Source organism: Micromonospora sp. NPDC000089 (assembly GCF_042899365.1).
In the GTDB taxonomy this organism is placed as follows: domain Bacteria; phylum Actinomycetota; class Actinomycetes; order Mycobacteriales; family Micromonosporaceae; genus Micromonospora.
Genome location: NZ_JBIAZT010000003.1, coordinates 261,930 through 277,817, shown reverse-complemented (window position 1 = coordinate 277,817; position 15,888 = coordinate 261,930). Strand labels below are relative to the sequence as shown.

Annotated in this window: 14 protein-coding genes; 4 read left to right on the top strand and 10 right to left on the bottom strand. The window is 73.5% G+C overall.

Annotated features, from left to right (window positions below; all coding sequences use genetic code 11):
* The first annotated feature begins 85 nt into the window (after positions 1-85).
* Both ACFY3U_RS07880 and ACFY3U_RS07875 read left to right on the top strand, forming a co-directional pair.
* Complete coding sequence (locus tag ACFY3U_RS07880) at positions 86-1,168, top strand: Glu/Leu/Phe/Val dehydrogenase (protein ID WP_387196715.1); 1,083 nt, start codon at positions 86-88, stop codon at positions 1,166-1,168.
* A 282-nt stretch (positions 1,169-1,450) separates the two neighbouring features.
* Positions 1,451-1,669: a DUF3073 domain-containing protein gene (locus tag ACFY3U_RS07875; RefSeq protein WP_088641959.1), complete on the top strand. Its 219-nt coding sequence runs from the start codon at positions 1,451-1,453 to the stop codon at positions 1,667-1,669.
* A gap of 163 nt (positions 1,670-1,832) precedes the next feature.
* On the opposite strand, the gene amcA is transcribed toward ACFY3U_RS07875, so the two are convergent.
* The 5 genes from amcA to ACFY3U_RS07850 all read right to left on the bottom strand — a co-directional run bounded on the left by amcA (position 1,833) and on the right by ACFY3U_RS07850 (position 6,501).
* Positions 1,833-2,066, bottom strand: coding sequence for a multiple cyclophane-containing RiPP AmcA (gene amcA, locus ACFY3U_RS07870; protein ID WP_387196711.1), 234 nt, complete (start codon positions 2,064-2,066; stop codon positions 1,833-1,835).
* Complete coding sequence (gene amcB, locus ACFY3U_RS07865; RefSeq protein ID WP_387197615.1) at positions 2,035-3,138, bottom strand: cyclophane-forming radical SAM peptide maturase AmcB; 1,104 nt, start codon at positions 3,136-3,138, stop codon at positions 2,035-2,037. Before amcB ends, amcA begins: the two co-directional genes overlap by 32 nt.
* A gap of 123 nt (positions 3,139-3,261) precedes the next feature.
* Complete coding sequence (purM, locus tag ACFY3U_RS07860) at positions 3,262-4,416, bottom strand: phosphoribosylformylglycinamidine cyclo-ligase (RefSeq protein ID WP_387196708.1); 1,155 nt, start codon at positions 4,414-4,416, stop codon at positions 3,262-3,264.
* 63 nt (positions 4,417-4,479) lie between these two features.
* Positions 4,480-6,006: an amidophosphoribosyltransferase gene (purF, locus tag ACFY3U_RS07855; protein ID WP_387196705.1), complete on the bottom strand. Its 1,527-nt coding sequence runs from the start codon at positions 6,004-6,006 to the stop codon at positions 4,480-4,482.
* 171 nt (positions 6,007-6,177) lie between these two features.
* On the bottom strand, positions 6,178-6,501 hold the full coding sequence (locus ACFY3U_RS07850; RefSeq protein ID WP_387197612.1) for a sterol carrier family protein: 324 nt from the start codon (positions 6,499-6,501) through the stop codon (positions 6,178-6,180).
* Between the two features lie 179 nt (positions 6,502-6,680).
* Here ACFY3U_RS07850 and ACFY3U_RS07845 point away from each other — a divergent pair, with 179 nt between their 5' ends.
* On the top strand, positions 6,681-8,702 hold the full coding sequence (locus ACFY3U_RS07845) for a carboxypeptidase-like regulatory domain-containing protein (protein WP_387196702.1): 2,022 nt from the start codon (positions 6,681-6,683) through the stop codon (positions 8,700-8,702).
* Between the two features lie 210 nt (positions 8,703-8,912).
* Here ACFY3U_RS07845 and ACFY3U_RS07840 read toward each other — a convergent pair whose 3' ends face one another.
* From ACFY3U_RS07840 to purS, 4 genes are all read right to left on the bottom strand, one after another.
* Positions 8,913-9,668, bottom strand: coding sequence for a 2-phosphosulfolactate phosphatase (locus ACFY3U_RS07840; protein ID WP_387196700.1), 756 nt, complete (start codon positions 9,666-9,668; stop codon positions 8,913-8,915).
* A gap of 4 nt (positions 9,669-9,672) precedes the next feature.
* Positions 9,673-12,492 carry a phosphoribosylformylglycinamidine synthase subunit PurL gene (gene purL, locus ACFY3U_RS07835; RefSeq protein ID WP_387196697.1) on the bottom strand — a complete coding sequence of 940 codons (2,820 nt, stop codon included), beginning with the start codon at positions 12,490-12,492 and terminating at the stop codon, positions 9,673-9,675.
* A 70-nt stretch (positions 12,493-12,562) separates the two neighbouring features.
* Positions 12,563-13,249: a phosphoribosylformylglycinamidine synthase subunit PurQ gene (gene purQ / locus ACFY3U_RS07830; RefSeq protein ID WP_387196694.1), complete on the bottom strand. Its 687-nt coding sequence runs from the start codon at positions 13,247-13,249 to the stop codon at positions 12,563-12,565.
* The gene (purS, locus tag ACFY3U_RS07825) at positions 13,246-13,509 is read right to left on the bottom strand and encodes a phosphoribosylformylglycinamidine synthase subunit PurS (protein ID WP_387196690.1); all 264 of its coding nucleotides are present in this window, start codon (positions 13,507-13,509) and stop codon (positions 13,246-13,248) included. Before purS ends, purQ begins: the two co-directional genes overlap by 4 nt.
* A 264-nt stretch (positions 13,510-13,773) precedes the next feature.
* On the opposite strand from purS, the gene ACFY3U_RS07820 reads away from it, so the two are divergent.
* Positions 13,774-14,388 (top strand): YbjQ family protein, encoded by a 615-nt coding sequence (locus tag ACFY3U_RS07820; protein ID WP_387197609.1) that lies wholly within the window; start codon positions 13,774-13,776, stop codon positions 14,386-14,388.
* A gap of 11 nt (positions 14,389-14,399) precedes the next feature.
* Here the strand turns inward: ACFY3U_RS07820 and purB are convergent, their stop codons facing one another.
* Positions 14,400-15,839 carry an adenylosuccinate lyase gene (gene purB, locus ACFY3U_RS07815; RefSeq protein WP_387196687.1) on the bottom strand — a complete coding sequence of 480 codons (1,440 nt, stop codon included), beginning with the start codon at positions 15,837-15,839 and terminating at the stop codon, positions 14,400-14,402.
* Positions 15,840-15,888 lie beyond the last annotated feature (49 nt).

Sequence of the window (15,888 nt, the reverse complement as noted above, 5' to 3'; positions counted from 1 at the left end):
TTAGGCTCAGCGACACCGGCAGCATCCCGCCGGCGTCCACCAGGTCCGCGTCCCACAAGGACGCCACCGACTCCAGGAGCAAGCCATGGGCGTATTCGCGAGTACCGACGACCCGGGATCCACCGGTCACGAGCAGGTCGTGTTCTGCCAGGACAAGCAGTCCGGGCTGAAGGCGATCATCGGCATCTACTCCACCGCGCTGGGCCCCGCGCTCGGTGGCACCCGGTTCTACCCGTACGCCAGCGAGGAGGCGGCGCTGGCGGACGTGCTCGACCTGTCCCGCGGGATGGCGTACAAGAACGCGCTGGCCGGGCTGGACCTGGGCGGCGGCAAGGCGGTCATCTGGGGCGACCCGGAGCAGCTCAAGAGCGAGGCGCTGCTGCGCGCGTACGGCCGCTTCGTGGAGTCGCTGGCCGGGCGCTACTACACCGCCTGCGACGTCGGGACGTACGTCGCCGACATGGACGTGATCGCCCGGGAGACGAGCTACGTCACCGGCCGCAGCGTCGAGCACGGCGGCGCCGGCGACTCGTCGGTGCTCACCGCCTGGGGCGTCTTCCAGGGCATGCGCGCCGCCGCCGAGCACGTCTGGGGCAGCCCGACGCTGCGCGGTCGCCGGGTCGGCGTGGCCGGCCTGGGCAAGGTCGGCAAGCACCTCACCGGCCATCTGCTGGACGACGGCGCCGAGGTGGTCGCCACCGACGTCAGCCCGAAGGCGGTGGAATGGGTGGGCGCCAACCACCCGCAGGTCGAGCTGGTGCACGACGCCGCCGCGCTCGCCGCCGCCGACATCGACGTGTACGCCCCGTGCGCGCTGGGCGGCGCGTTGAACGACGACACCGTGCCGGCGCTGCGCGCCAAGGTGGTCGCCGGCGCGGCCAACAACCAGCTCGCCCACCCCGGCATCGAGAAGCTGCTCGCCGACCGGGGCATCCTCTACGCCCCCGACTACGTGGTGAACGCGGGCGGCGTGATCCAGGTGGCGGACGAGATCGAGGGCTTCAACTTCGACCGGGCCAAGCTGCGCGCCACGAAGATCTACGACACCACCCGGGAGATCCTCCGGCTCGCCGACGACGAGGGCGTGCCCCCGGCGGTGGCCGCGGACCGGCTGGCCGAGCGGCGGATGGCCGACGTCGGCCGGCTGCGCACGATCCACCTGCGCTGACCCGTTTCCCGGGGTGCGGGCCCGCCCGCGCCCCGGGGGACGCGCCGGGGCTTTTGGGGTGTTTCCGGGCTGGCTGACCGGTGTCACGGGCACCCCCGGTCGGTGCCCCTTACCCGGTACAATCGGTGACGGCCGGATGACTGCGACGCGCAGGGCCGGCTAACGGTAACCCGAGGTGCCGAACCGCGGCATCCCCATGTACCGTAAGAGCCACGAGAGATGCCTGACGTCATCGGGGCCCGCCTTCGGGCTGCCCCGCATTCTGTGCGAGGGGGTCGAGCCATGGGGCGCGGCCGTGCTAAGGCCAAGCAGACGAAGGTGGCCCGGGAGTTGAAGTACCACTCCCCGAACACCGACCTCACCGCCTTGCAGCGCGAGTTGGCGGGTGCTGGTGGGAAGTCTGAGCAGCACTTCGACGACGACTACAAAGAGTATGTCGACGACGATGATGAGGATCATGCGGACGACGACCCGGACCCCTGGGCTCCTCCGACCCGCTGACCTCCGGTCACAGTTGAGCACGCGGTAACTCCCCGCGTGCTCACGTATGTGCCCGACCAAGCGGCGCCACACCACCGATGATCAGGGACCCCGCAGGGCCGGCCAGCGTGCCGGCCGGTCGGCAGGTCCCTGATCGCGGTGGGCGCGTCCCCCTCCGGCCGGCTCAGCGCGGCCGGTTGTTCCAGTTGTAGAACGTCGGGATGTTCTCGAAGTGGTTCCAGGCGCACACCGCGCCGGCGCCGTCGCCCGACACCTCAGCCCGGGAGCGGCGCGCGGCCTCGGCCTCCCGCAGCAGCACGGTCAGCCCCGCGGCGGCCTCCCGCACCCGGTGGACGACCGGCTCGGGGACACCTGCGTCGACGCGCTCAGGCTGCCGGTGACTCGTGGTCTCGGGCATGCTCCAACACTCCCTCCAGTAGGCGGATCTTGCTGTTGCGGCAGTGGTCGGTCTCGGTGCCGTCGAACCGCCCCAGCTCGAAGTAGCGGTTCGCCGCGTGGCCGCCGCCGCAGAAGCCGAAGTACGGGCAGGACGAGCGGCAGGCCTCCACCCCGGCGAGGAACTCGCCCACCCAGGGGGTGCCCGCCGCGCCGGCCAGGATCTCGGCCAGCGGGGTCGCCAGCACGTTGCCGCTGCTGAAATCCCCGTACGCCGGGTCGGTGAAGCCGGCCAGCTCGGGCGAGAGCACCACCACCGAGCCGTCGTGCCCGACCGTCGGGATCGGGTCGAGCTGCCGGGGCAGCAGCCCCTCCGCCGTGCCGTCCAGCACGGCGCCCGCGTAGCGCAGCGACCACTCCACCTCGCGCAGGTGGATCCGGGGATCCCTCCGCCAGGCGGCCACCAGCTCCGCCCAGAACCCGGTCACCGCGCCGGCGTCCCGGGCGTTGCTGCGGGTGTTGACCCCCTCGGTCTCCTCGATGTTGACCCCCAGCACCTCGCAGCCCAGCTCGAGGAAGTAGTCGTACAGCTCGGTCGCCCGGCCCGGCTCCGGCCGGGAGACCACCGCGAGCGCCGAGAACGGCAGCCCGTGCCGGCGCAGCGTCTCCACCCCGGCCAGGATCCGGTCGTACGCCGGCCGCCCGCCCCGGGTGACCCGCTCGCCGTTGCGCTCCCGCGGCCCGTCCACGCTCACGCTGACCCGGACCCCGTGCTCGACGAAGAACGCGCACCAGGCGTCGTCGATCAGCGTGGCGTTGGTCTGCACGTGGTGCTCCACCGCCGGACCGAACGGGGCGATCAGGGCGGCCAGGTGCTCCCGCCCGGTCGCCAGCGGCTCGCCGCCGTGCCAGACCACGGAGAACCGGCCGGCGGCCGCCCACGGGTTCACCGACGCCGCCACCGCCTCGGCGACGGCCACCGGCATCCGCCGGTCCGCCGCCCGCATCGGCAGGTAGCAGTAGGCGCAGTCCAGGTTGCAGAGGGTGGTCGGCTGCATCACCACGTACGAGGGGACGGCGGCGACGCCGCGCATCCCGCTGCCCGTACCAGTGGCCATCCGCCACCTCCGCCCGGCTCGAAGTGCCCTTCAGGCTAGGCGGCGACGGCCACTCGGGTGAACCCCCCATCAGGTGGTCGGATGATCACCCGATCGTGATCATCCCCGGGTGTGCTGGCCGATCATCTGCACGTTGCCGGTGCCCTCGATGATCTCGCCGGCCTGCCAGGCGTCCACGCCGCGACCGGCCAGGGTGGCCAGCGCCCGGTCGGCGTCCTCGGCCGACACGATCGCGAACATGCCGACGCCCATGTTGAAGGTCGCCTCCATGTCCTGGTCGTCGATCCGCCCCTTGGACTGGAGCAGGTCGAAGACGGGCTGCGGCTTCCAGGTGGACCGGTTGACCACCGCGTCCACGTGCTCCGGCAGCACCCGGACCAGGTTGCCGGGGATGCCGCCGCCAGTGACGTGGGCCAGCGCCCGCACCTCGGCCTCGGCGATCAGCTTGAGGCAGTCCTGCGCGTAGATCTTGGTCGGGGTGAGCAGCTCCTCGCCGAGGGTGCGCTGCCGACCGAAGTCCTCGATCACCACGTCCAGCCGCATCCGGGCGGCGCCCAGCAGCACGTGCCGCACCAGCGAGTACCCGTTGGAGTGCAGGCCGGACGAGCGCATGGCGATCACCACGTCACCCACCTCGACCCGCTCCGGGCTGAGGATGTCGCTCTCCTCCACCACGCCGACACCGGTCGCGGAGATGTCGTACTCGTCGGGGCGCAGCACGCCCGGGTGCTCGGCCGTCTCGCCGCCGAGCAGCGCGCAGCCGGCGTACCGGCAGCCGTCGGCGATGCCGGCGCCGATCTCGGCGACCTTGTCCGGCACGACCTCGCCGGTGGCGATGTAGTCGAGCAGGAACAGCGGCTCGGCGCCGCACGCCACCAGGTCGTCGACCACCATCGCGACCAGGTCGATGCCGACCGTGTCGTGGATGTCCATCTGCTGGGCGATCACCAGCTTGGTGCCCACGCCGTCGGTGGACGAGGCCAGGATCGGGTTCTTGTACTTCTTGGTGTCCAGCCGGAACAGGCCGGCGAAGCCGCCCAGGTCGCCCATCACCTCCGGCCGCCGGGTCGACTTGACCTTGGACTTCAGCAGCTCGACGGCGCGGTCGCCCGCGTCGATGGACACTCCGGCGTCGGCGTACGAGACCGAGCGTTTGCGCGCCGTGCGGCCGGCGCCGCCCGTCCACGGCTGGCGGTCGCCGCCGGCGCCGGTCGGGCTGCTTCCTGCGCCGCTGCGCTCGGACACGTGCGTCACGGTTCTCCCCTTTGTGGTTCTCGGCGCCGCCTGCGGCAGTGTGCCCGGACGGCCCCGGCGGTGCTACGGGTGGACGGTCGCGCCGCCCGGAGTGGCGACGAGGGGTGGGGCGGTGTGCTCGGCGGCGCCGGCGACCCGACGCCCTACTCCTTCGAGCAGGTGTTTGCCGATCAGGTTCCCGGCCGGCAGCTCGATCGGGTACTCGCCGTCGAAACAGGCCCGGCAGAGCCGGGTCTTCGGCTGCTCGGTGGCGGCGATCAGGCCGGGGAGCGAGACGTAGCCGAGGGTGTCCGCGCCGATCGAGCGCCGGATGCCCTCGTTGTCCAGCCCGTTGGCCAGCAGCTCGGCCCGGGTGGCGAAGTCGATGCCGTAGAAGCACGGCCAGCTGACCGGCGGGGAGGAGATCCGCACGTGCACCTCCAGCGCGCCCGCCTCGCGCAGCATCCGCACGATGGCCCGCTGGGTGTTGCCCCGCACGATCGAGTCGTCCACCACCACCAGCCGCTTGCCCCGCACGTTCTCCCGCAGCGGGTTGAGCTTGAGCCGGATGCCGAGCTGGCGCAGCGTCTGCGAGGGCTGGATGAAGGTGCGCCCGACGTACGGGTTCTTCATCAGGCCGGCGCCGTAGGTGATGCCGGACGCTTCCGCGTAGCCGATCGCGGCCGGGGTGCCGGACTCGGGCACCGGGATCACCAGGTCCGCCTCGACCGGGTGCTCCTTGGCCAACTGCCGGCCGATCTGCACCCGGGCGGCGTGCACGTTCCGCCCGGCGATGGTGGCGTCCGGGCGGGCGATGTAGACGTACTCGAAGAGGCAGCCCTTCGGCTCCGGCGCGGCGAACCGGGCCGACCGCAGGCCGTCGGAGTCGATCGCGATCAGCTCGCCCGGCTCCACCTCCCGGACCACGCTGGCGCCGACGATGTCGAGCGCGGCGGTCTCGCTGGCCACCACCCAGCCGCGCTCCAGCCGACCGAGCACCAGCGGGCGCACCCCGTGCGGGTCACGGGCCGCGTAGAGCGTCGACTCGTCCATGAAGACGAAGCTGAACGCGCCGCGCAGCTGGGGCAGCACCCGCAGCGCGGCGGCCTCCACCGAGAGGTCCGGGTGGCTGGCCAGCAGCATCGTCACCAGCGAGGTGTCGTTGGTGGCGCCGTCGGCGACCAGGCCCCGGTCGGCGACCTCCTTCTGCAGGTCGGCCGTGTTGACCAGGTTGCCGTTGTGGGCCAGCGCGATGGTCGTGCCGGAGGTGTTCGAGCGGATGGTCGGCTGGGCGTTCTCCCAGGTCGAGCCGCCGGTGGTGGAGTACCGCGCGTGGCCGATCGCCAGGTGGCCGCGCAGGCTCGCCAGGGTCGGCTCGTCGAAGACCTGGGCGACCAGGCCGAGGTCCTTGTAGACCACCACGCCGGAGCCGTCGCTCACCGCGATGCCGGCCGCCTCCTGGCCGCGGTGCTGGAGCGCGTAGAGGCCGAAGTAGGTGAGGTTCGCGACCTCTTCGCCGGGGGCCCAGACGCCGAAGACGCCGCAGGCGTCCTGGGGGCCGGGACGCTGGGGGTCGAGATCGTGGCTCAGCCGGCCGTCGCCTCGGGGCACTGCCGCTCCCTCATGCTGGTCTGGGACTCCGCCGGGCGGGCTCAGCAGGCACTGATCCGCACTACTCGGCCGGGACCACTGTCGTCGTCCGACAGTGTACGCGAATCGAAGTCGATACAGATAGTCACGATTCGGCTCCGGGGTGTCACCGATCAGCCCCTTCCGGCCCAGCTAGAGCGGCAGCAGGGCGGAGAGGTCGGCTCGGTTGCCGCTCACCCGTACGCGACCGTCCGTCACCGCGTCCGCCCAGGAGAGCCGGCCGGTGGCGAGCGCCAGCCAGGTCGGCGGATCCATCTCCACCACGTTCGGCGGGGTGCCGCGGGTGTGTCGCGGACCGGGAACGCACTGAACTGCACCGTAAGGTGGGACACGCACCTCCACCGATCGGCCGGGGGCGCGCTCCGCGAGGGCGGTCAGAAGGGCACGGACCGCCTCCCGGTACACCGGCCGATCGGGCGTACGCCCCTCGTCGAGCGCCGTCAGCGCCGCCGCCACCGCGGCGGACTTAATGTACGGAGAGGACACGACGGGACGATACGACTCGGTCGCGCGGCACCGCTCGCTGGCCCTGGGTCGCGCCGATCCGGTCAGACAAGGCATAGTTGCCGACGGCGTATTCGTACCGTGATGATCCCCGACCCCGGCCGGGGAGGTCAGACCGGAAGGCGGTGGACGTGTCAACACACCGACATGCCTGGAAGCAGCGGGCCGGTGTGGTCGCAGCGCTGGTTGCCGGCGCCCTGCTCACCGTCCCCGCGACACCGGCCCTGGCCGCCGAGGCCCGGGTGTCGCCCGGCTCGGTGAACCTCAACGCCGGCAGTGACACCACGGTACGACTGACCGTGATCCCCGGGCCGGAGGACACCACCGCCAAGGTTGCCCTCACCGGCCTACCGGCCGGAGTGAGCTGCACCAGCGGTTGTGGCGACGTCCCGCTGAGCGGCTCGCCGAAGACCGTCCTGCTGACCCTCAAGGCGAACGACAACGCCGCGGACGCCAACGGCACCATCACCGCGCAGGTCCAGCCGGACAAGTCCGATCCCGCCACCGGGGACTTCGCGCTGACGGTGAAGGCCAAGGCCGCGCCGCAGACCACCCAGCCGCAGCAACCGCCGCCGCCGCAGCAGCCCCAACAGGTGCAGACGGTCAAGTCGGTCTCCGGCAAGGTGACCATCGCGGCCAACGGCGAGCCGGTCCCGAACGCGGTGGTGATGCTGGTCGACTCCCAGCAGCACCAGTTCAGCACCACCAGCGACGACAGCGGCAACTTCCGGATCACCGGCAGCACCGAGAAGCCGATCGTCCCGGGCCGGCTCGAGCTGGGCGCCAGCAAGGACGCCATCGTCGCCACCAAGTCGTTCAACGCCAACGCCGGCCAGAGCATCACCGGCCAGCGGCTGCCTCTGGCGATCAAGGTCGAGGTCAGCCCGAGCGCGACGCCGTCGGCGACCGCCGAGGCCGCGCCGCCCCCGGCGGCCACCGAGGAGGACTCGGAGGCGACCGACGCTCCGGCCGCGGCGGCGCCGGCCGCCACCGAGGACGACGGCGGTGGCATCGGCTCGTTCCTGATCATCCTGCTCGGCGGCCTGCTGGTGGCCGCCGGGGTGGGCACCATCGTGCTGTTGATGATGCGCCGCCGTAACGCTGAGGACGACGACGCGGCCGGCCCGGCCGGCGTCGGCGCGGTGCCCGCGGCGCGGGGCGCGTTCCGCGGCCCGGACGACCAGACCCGGGTGGTCGACCGGGTCGGTGCCGGCCCGGACCCGACCATGGTCGGCGGCACCGCGCTGGGCGACGCGCCGACGATGCTCCAGCGGCCGGTCGTCGACGACGTGCCGCCGGATCCGTACGGCGCGCCGGCGCAGCCCTACGGCGGCGCCGCGGCGGGCGGCTGGGCCGGTGCCGGCTACGGCGACGAGCCCGCCCCGGGCGGTTACGGCCAGCCGGCCGGCTACGGCAACGCCCCCTCCTCCGGTGGGGGTTACGGCAGCGCCCCGGCCTCCGGTGGCGGTTACGGCGCGGCCGGCGCGGCGGCGGGCGGTTACGGCGCGGCCTCGGCGCCCGGCTACGGCCAGCAGAGCGGCTACGGCCAGCAGAGCGGCTACGGCGCCGACCAGGGCGGCGGTTACGGCGAGCGGTACGACGAGCCGACCGGCCGGTACACCGGCGACGGCACCCAGTCGTACACCCCGCCGGCAGACCCGTACCCGACCAGCACCTACCAGCCCGAGCAGGCGGGCGCCTACGGCCAGCCCGAGCCCGGCGGCTACGGGCACGGGGCGGAGCCCTCCGGTGGCTACGGCTACGCCGGCGGTCAGGACGGCGGCTACCCGGCCGGCGACCACGACAACGGGTACGACCAGCAGCGCGGCGGCTACGACCAGTCGGCCGGCTACGGCGGCGCCCAGCGCGGCTACGACCAGTCGGCCGGCTACGGCGGCGCCCAGCGCGGGTACGACCAGCCCGGCGGCTACGACCAGCAAACCGGTTACGACCAGCAGGGCGGCTACGACCAGGGCGGCTACGGCCAGCAGCCGCCGCAGCAGCGCTCCGGCGGGTACGACAACCACGCCTACGACCAGCGACCGGGTGACAACCACTACGGCGACCAGGCCGCCGCCTCGGGTCGGGCCCGGCCGGCGGACGTCGCTCCGCAGGACCGCGGCGGACGCCGACTGGACTGGCTGGACGACTGACCGGTCGGGGCACCGCCTCGACCGGGTTGAGCAGGGCATCACGAAGGGCCGTCCGCGAGGGCGGCCCTTCGCCGTGTCACCGGAGTCGTGGCGCCTTGCAGGTGGGCCGGGCCGTCCTCCACCTCGCGGGCGGCGACGGCGGACGGCAGCGACTGCGGCGTCCTGGCCGTGCCGACCGTGGTCGGCGCGGACGCTGCGTCGCCCGCCGGGTCAGGCGGCGGAGAAGACGCCCTGCCGCAGCACCGGCACCACGTCGGAGACGCCGACCTGGACGGCCACCTCGACGTCCTGGCCGAAGCCGCCCTCGATCAGCTCCCGGCCGGAGACGCAGCCACGGATCGCGGCCGGGACGTCCGGGATGCTGGCCAACGCCGCGAGCGCCGTCGCCGCCTCCACCGACAGGCCGCCGGGCACCCCGGACACCGCGTCCAGCACACTGGCCGCGCCGAGCTGGTCCTCGACCGAGGGGCGCAGCATGCCGTCCGGCCAGCGTTCACCGGCGGCGATCACCCCGATCGGCGCGTCCGTCGAGCCGTACCCCTGGCGGCGCAGCCAACGCCCGACGGCGCGCGCATTGCGCAGGCACGCCGCGACCACCGGCAGCCCGGTGGCGCTCGCGGCGGCGCTGATCGCCGAGCCGTTCGGGGAGGGCAGCACCAGGTCGGCCACCACCGGGGCGGTGCTCAGCGCCGCCGGGGAGAGCGACCACGGGTGTTCCGGGGTGGTCCGCCGGCGGCCCACCGCGGCGACCGCGCCCACCCGCAGCGCGTAGTCGGCCGCCTGCTCGCCCCAGGGAAACGGGTGCACCCGCATGCCCCGGCCGACGGCCACCTCCACGGCGGTGGTGAACGACAGCACGTCCACCACCACCAGCACGGCGCAGACCCGACCGAGCTCCGCCGCCCCGGTCAGGCCCCAGTCGAAGCGGGCCCCGGAACCGGGTTGGGCGTAGACGGTCGCGGCCAACGCCTCAGCGCTCAGCGGGCGGGGACGGCTGCTCGTCGGCACCGGCACCGGCCGGGGCCGCCGGAGCGTCGGTAGCCGCATCTCCGGTGACCTCCGTGCTCGGGTGGGCCGGCCCGGCCGCCGCGGCGGCCTCCGGCGCGGCGGTCGCCTGCGGGGCGGTCGCCTGCGGGGCGGTCGCCTGCGGGGACGACTCCGGACGGGCGGGCGCCGCGGACTCGGCCGCGGCCGGCACGCCCACCTGCTCGGCCGCGCCCGGCGCGTCCGGCGCGTCCGGCTGCTCGGCCGCGCCCGGCTGCTCGGCCGCGCCCGGGGCGGCGGCCGCCGGCACGTCCACCGGCTGGGCGGCGGTCGCCGGGGCGACCGTCGTGGTGCCGGTCCGGACCGCCTCGACCTGGACCTTGGCGGCCTCGGGGCCACCGAAGAGCCGGGGCAGGGTCTCGGTGTGCGCGGTGTGCAGCTCGTCCAGGGTGATCCGGAACTGGCCCTGCACCTCGAGGGCGCCGGCGCCCGGGTCGGTCGCCCCGATCCGCTCCCACGGCACGCCCCGCTCGCCGCAGAGCGCGGTGAACGCCTTCTCGTGCCCGCGCGGCACCGACACCAGCACCCGACCGGCGGACTCACTGAACAGGAAGACGAACGGCAGCGAGCCGTCGGCGAACCGCTCCGGCACCGCGATCCGGGCGCCGACGCCCCGGCGCAGGCAGGATTCGACCAGGCTCTGGGCCAGGCCGCCGTCGGAGAGGTCGTGCGCCGAGCTGAGGTGACCCACCCGGGCCGCCTCGGCCATCAGCTCGGCCAGCTGCCGCTCGCGGGCCAGGTCGACCTGCGGCGGCAGGCCGCCGAGGTGCTCGTGGGTCACCCAGGCCCACTCCGAGCCGGAGAGCTCGACGTGCGTCTCGCCCAGCAGGAAGAGCTGGTCGTGGTCGCCACCGGCGCGCGGGACGAAGCCCATCGGCACCCGCGCGGCCACGTCGTCCAGCACGCCGAGCACGCCGACCACCGGGGTCGGGTGGATCGCCGCGGCGCCGGTCTGGTTGTAGAAGCTGACGTTGCCGCCGGTGACCGGGATGCCCAGCTCCAGGCAGCCGTCCGCCAGGCCGCGCACGGCCTCGGCGAACTGCCACATCACGCCCGGGTCCTCCGGCGAGCCGAAGTTGAGGCAGTTGGTCACGGCGATCGGCTTCGCGCCGGTCACCGCCACGTTCCGGTACGCCTCGGCGAGCGCCAGCTTGGTGCCGTGGTACGGGTCGAGGCGGGTGTACCGGCCGTTGCCGTCGACGGAGAGCGCCACGCCCAGCCCGGTGCGCTCGTCGATCCGGATCACGCCGGAGTCCTCCGGCTGGGCCAGCACGGTGTTGCCCAGCACGTATCGGTCGTACTGTTCGGTGACCCAGGTCTTGTCGGCCAGGTTCGGCGAGGCGATCATGCGCAGCACGGTCTCCCGCAGCGCGTCCGGGGTGCTCGGCCGGGGCAGCGTCTCGGCCCGGTCGGCCTGCAGCAGGATCAGGTCGGCCGGCTCCCGCATCGGGCGCGCGTACACCGGACCGTCATCGACCAGCGAGCCCGGCGGCACGTCGACCACCACGTGGTCGTTCCAGGTGACCAGCAGCCGGCCCGGCAGGCCGTCCGGCCCGGGCGGGGTGACCTCGCCGATCGCGGTGGCCAGCACGCCCCACTTGTCGGCGGTCTTGAGCACCGCGTCCAGCTTGTCGGGCGCGACCACCAGCAGCATCCGCTCCTGGGACTCGCTGGCCAGGATCTCGTGCGGCTCCATCGACGGCTCGCGCAGCGGCACCCGCTCCAGCCAGACCCGCATGCCGGTGCCGGCGGAGGCGGCGGTCTCGGTCAGCGCGCAGGTCAGGCCGGCGCCGCCCAGGTCCTGGATGCCGACGACCAGCTCCGCGTCGTACAGCTCGAGGCAGGCCTCGATCAGCAGCTTCTCGGTGAACGGGTCGCCCACCTGCACCGACGGGCGGCGCTGCTCGCTGCCCTCGTCGAAGGAGGCGCTGGCCAGCACCGACACGCCGCCGATGCCGTCCCGGCCGGTCTTGGCGCCGAGCAGCACCACGACGTTGCCCGGGCCGGCCGCGTCCTTCTTCTGCAGCCGGTCCACCGGCAACACGCCCAGGCAGAGCGCGTTGAGCAGCGGGTTGCCCTGGTAGCAGGGGTCGAAGACCAGCTCGCCGCCGATGTTCGGCAGGCCCAGGCAGTTGCCGTAGCCGCCGACGCCGGCCACCACGCCGGGCAGCACCCGGGCGGTGTCCGGGTGGTCGGCCGCGCCGAAGCGCAGCGGGTCCATCACGGCCACCGGGCGGGCGCCCATGGCGAGGATGTCCCGGACGATGCCGCCGACGCCGGTCGCCGCGCCCTGGTACGGCTCGACGAAGCTCGGGTGGTTGTGCGACTCGACCTTGAAGGTCACCGCCAGCTCGTCGGAGATCCGGACCACGCCGGCGTTCTCCCCGATGCCGGCGAGCATCCGGTCGCTCGGCGGGGCCTTCTCGCCGAACTGGCGCAGGTGCACCTTGCTCGACTTGTAGGAGCAGTGCTCGCTCCACATGATCGAGTACATGGCCAGCTCGGACTGGGTGGGCCGGCGGCCGAGGATGTGCCGGATCCGGTCGTACTCGTCGTCGCGCAGGCCCAGCTCGGCGTACGGCTGGAGCTCCTGAGGGCTGCCGGCGGCCCGCTGCACGGTGTCCACGCCGTCGGCCCAGTCGGCGGCCGGCGCCGGGCCGGCGTGCCGACCTGCGTGGGCCGGGCCGCCCTGCGGCACCACGGCGGCCGGAGTCTCCCGTACGGCCGGGTCCTGGTGGGTGGTCATGACCTCTCCTCGCTGCGCTGGTCGCCGCCCGCCGGGCGGTGGAGCAGACCGATGTTCCGGCCGGGCACGTTCACCGGCCCGGGGTCCCCACCAGGTGCTTGAGCACCGAGGTGAAGAAGCCGAGGCCGTCCAGGGACGGGCCGGTGAGCGCCTCGACCGCGTGCTCCGGGTGGGGCATGATGCCGACCACGTTGCCGGCGGGGTTGCTGATCGCGGCGATGTCCCGCTGCGAGCCGTTCGGATTGCCGCCCACGTAGCGGGCGACGACCCGGCCCTCGGCCTCCAGCGCGTCCAGCGTGGCGGTGTCCGCGACGTAGCAGCCCTCGCCGTTCTTCACCGGGATCAGGATCTCCTGGCCGGGCTGGAAGGCGTTCGTCCAGGCGGTGCCCGCCGACTCCACCCGCAGGACCTGGTCGCGGTTGCGGAAGTGCAGGTGCTGGTTGCGGGTGAGCGCGCCGGGCAGCAGGTGGGCCTCGCAGAGGATCTGGAAGCCGTTGCAGATGCCGAGCACCGGCAGGCCGCCACGGGCCGCGTCGACGATCGACTCCATCACCGGGGCGAACCGGGCGATGGCGCCGCAGCGCAGGTAGTCGCCGTAGGAGAAGCCGCCGGGCAGGACGACCGCGTCCACGCCGTGCAGGGCCGCGTCCCCGTGCCAGAGCCGGACCGGGTCGGCGCCGGCGATCCGGACCGCCCGGGCCGCGTCCCCGTCGTCCAGCGAGCCGGGGAACGTCACCACACCGACGCGCGCGGTCACCGGCGTGCGTCCACGGTCTCGTCGGCCTCGACCACGCGGACGGTGAAGTCCTCGATGACGGGGTTGGCGAGCAGCTTGTCGGCGATCTCCCGGGCCCGGTCCAGATCCGGTGCGCCGGTGAACTCGATCTCGATCCGCCGGCCGATCCGAACCGAGGCGACGTCATCGACGCCGAGCCGGGGCAGCGCGTTTGCGACGGCCTGGCCCTGCGGATCGAGGATCTCGGGCTTGAGCATGACGTCGACGACGACGCGAGGCACTGGGCACTCCTGACTGTGTACGCAGTTGGGTGCCGGCCCACTACGGGCGAGCGCAGCCAGCGTACCTGGCAGATTCCGCTCCGAACGCACCGGCCGGACGCAGTCCGGTCAATGATCGACGTGACCGGCACGACTCGGGCGGCCGGCCCGCGCACCGACCGCCCGAAAGGGGTCTGACCAGGCGTTTTGCCGACCAGGAGGGCTATCAAATCGTTACCTGAGCGGGGCGGGACGATCCGGGGTGTTGCGGCCGGTAACGGTTCGATCAAGCGCACTGGCCGATGTCCGACGGAGCGGGGCCGGCCGGCCCGGTTCGCCGCCTACGCGCCCGCCGTCCGGGCCGCGCCGTTTTGCAGCATCCGATCAGGTGAACACGGCTCACGAACCGGTCGCGCGACGGCTGACACGATCGGAACCGTGCTGGTCGTGACGACGGATCAACTGCCCGGCTACGAGATCCGCCAGATCCTCGGCGAGGTGGTCTCCTCGATGGCCCGGACCCGCAACCCGTACCGCGAGGGCGTGAAGAACCTGCGCGGTGGCGCGTACGACCCGATGGCGCCGGACAACCTCACCCGGTGGCGGACCGACTCGGTGGCCCGGCTCGGCGAGGAGGCCCTGCGGCTGGGCGCGAACGCGGTGATCGGGATGCGGTTCGACAGCCGGGACTGCGGCGAGATGTGGATGGAGATCTGCGCGTACGGCACGGCGGTGATCGTGGCCGCCAAGGTCCCGGACGAGATGCCGCACGACCAGCCGCTGATCGCCGCGGAGACCGCGCACGAGCCGGGCTTCGCCGAGGCCCCCGGCGGCATCGCCGAACCGGCGAGCGCCCCCAACCTCTCCTCGGCCGCCGACACCCCCACCCGCAAGACCTGACCGGCGGGGTGTCAGAGGATGGGGGGCGGGGAGTAGACGGCGGCCTCCGGGTGGGCCTTGACCACCTCGCTGATCCGCCGGGTGACGCTGTGCACCTGGGCCTCGGCGGCGCCGACGAAGGCGGTGCGGTCGGCGACCAGGGCGTCGATCTCGGCCCGGGTCAGGCCCAGCCGGCCGTCGGCCGCCAGCCGGTCGAACAGGTCGTTCTCCGCCGCGCCGCGCTCCCGCATGCCGAGCGCGACCGCGACCGCGTGCTCCTTGATCACCTCGTGGGCGACCTCCCGGCCGACGCCCCGGCGCACCGCGGCGACCAGGATCTTCGTGGTGGCCAGGAACGGCAGGAAGCGCTCCAGCTCGCGGCTGATCACCGCCGGGTACGCGCCGAACTCGTCCAGCACGGTGAGGAAGGTCTGGAACAGCCCGTCGGCGGCGAAGAACGCGTCCGGCAGGGCGACCCGGCGGACCACCGAGCAGGAGACGTCCCCCTCGTTCCACTGGTCGCCGGCCAGCTCGCCGACCATCGACAGGTAGCCCCGGATGATCACCGCGAGGCCGTTCACCCGCTCCGACGAGCGGGTGTTCATCTTGTGCGGCATGGCGCTGGACCCGACCTGCCCGGGCTTGAAGCCCTCGGTGACCAGCTCCTGGCCGACCATCAGCCGGATCGTGGTGGCCAGCGACGAGGGCGCCGCGGCGACCTGGGCCAGCGCGGAGAGCACGTCGAAGTCCAGCGACCGCGGGTAGACCTGGCCGACGCTGTCCAGCACCCGGCGGAACCCGAGGTGGGCGGCCACCCGGCGCTCCAGCTCGGCCACCTTGGCGGCGTCGCCGTCGAAGAGGTCGAGCTGGTCGGCGGCGGTGCCCACCGGGCCCTTGATCCCGCGCAGCGGGTACCGCTCGATCAGCTCGGTCAGCCGCTCGTACGCGATCAGCAGCTCCTCCGCCGCCGACGCGAAGCGCTTGCCCAGCGTGGTGGCCTGCGCGGCCACGTTGTGCGACCGGCCGGTCAGCACCACGCCGGAGTACTCGTCCGCGTGCCAGGCCAGCCGGGCCAGCGCGGCGACCACCCGGGCGCGGATCAGCTCCAGCGAGGCGCGGACCTGCAACTGCTCGACGTTCTCGGTGAGGTCCCGGGAGGTCATCCCCTTGTGCACGTGCTCGTGCCCGGCGAGCGCGCTGAACTCCTCGATCCGGGCCTTCACGTCGTGCCGGGTGACCCGTTCCCGCTCGGCGATCGAGGCCAGGTCGATGTCGTCGACCACCCGCTCGTACGCCTCGACCACCCCGTCGGGCACCGGCACGCCGAGGTCCCGCTGGGCCTTCAGGACGGCGAGCCAGAGCCGCCGCTCCATCCGGACCTTCTCCTCGGGCGACCAGAGGGCGACCAGCTCGGGCGAGGCGTACCGGTTGGCGAGCACGTTCGGGATCGTCACCGGGCCATTGTCCGGCATCTGCGCCGCCCGCCGCGGCCGGGGCCATACCACCCTTCGCCGCGGGCGC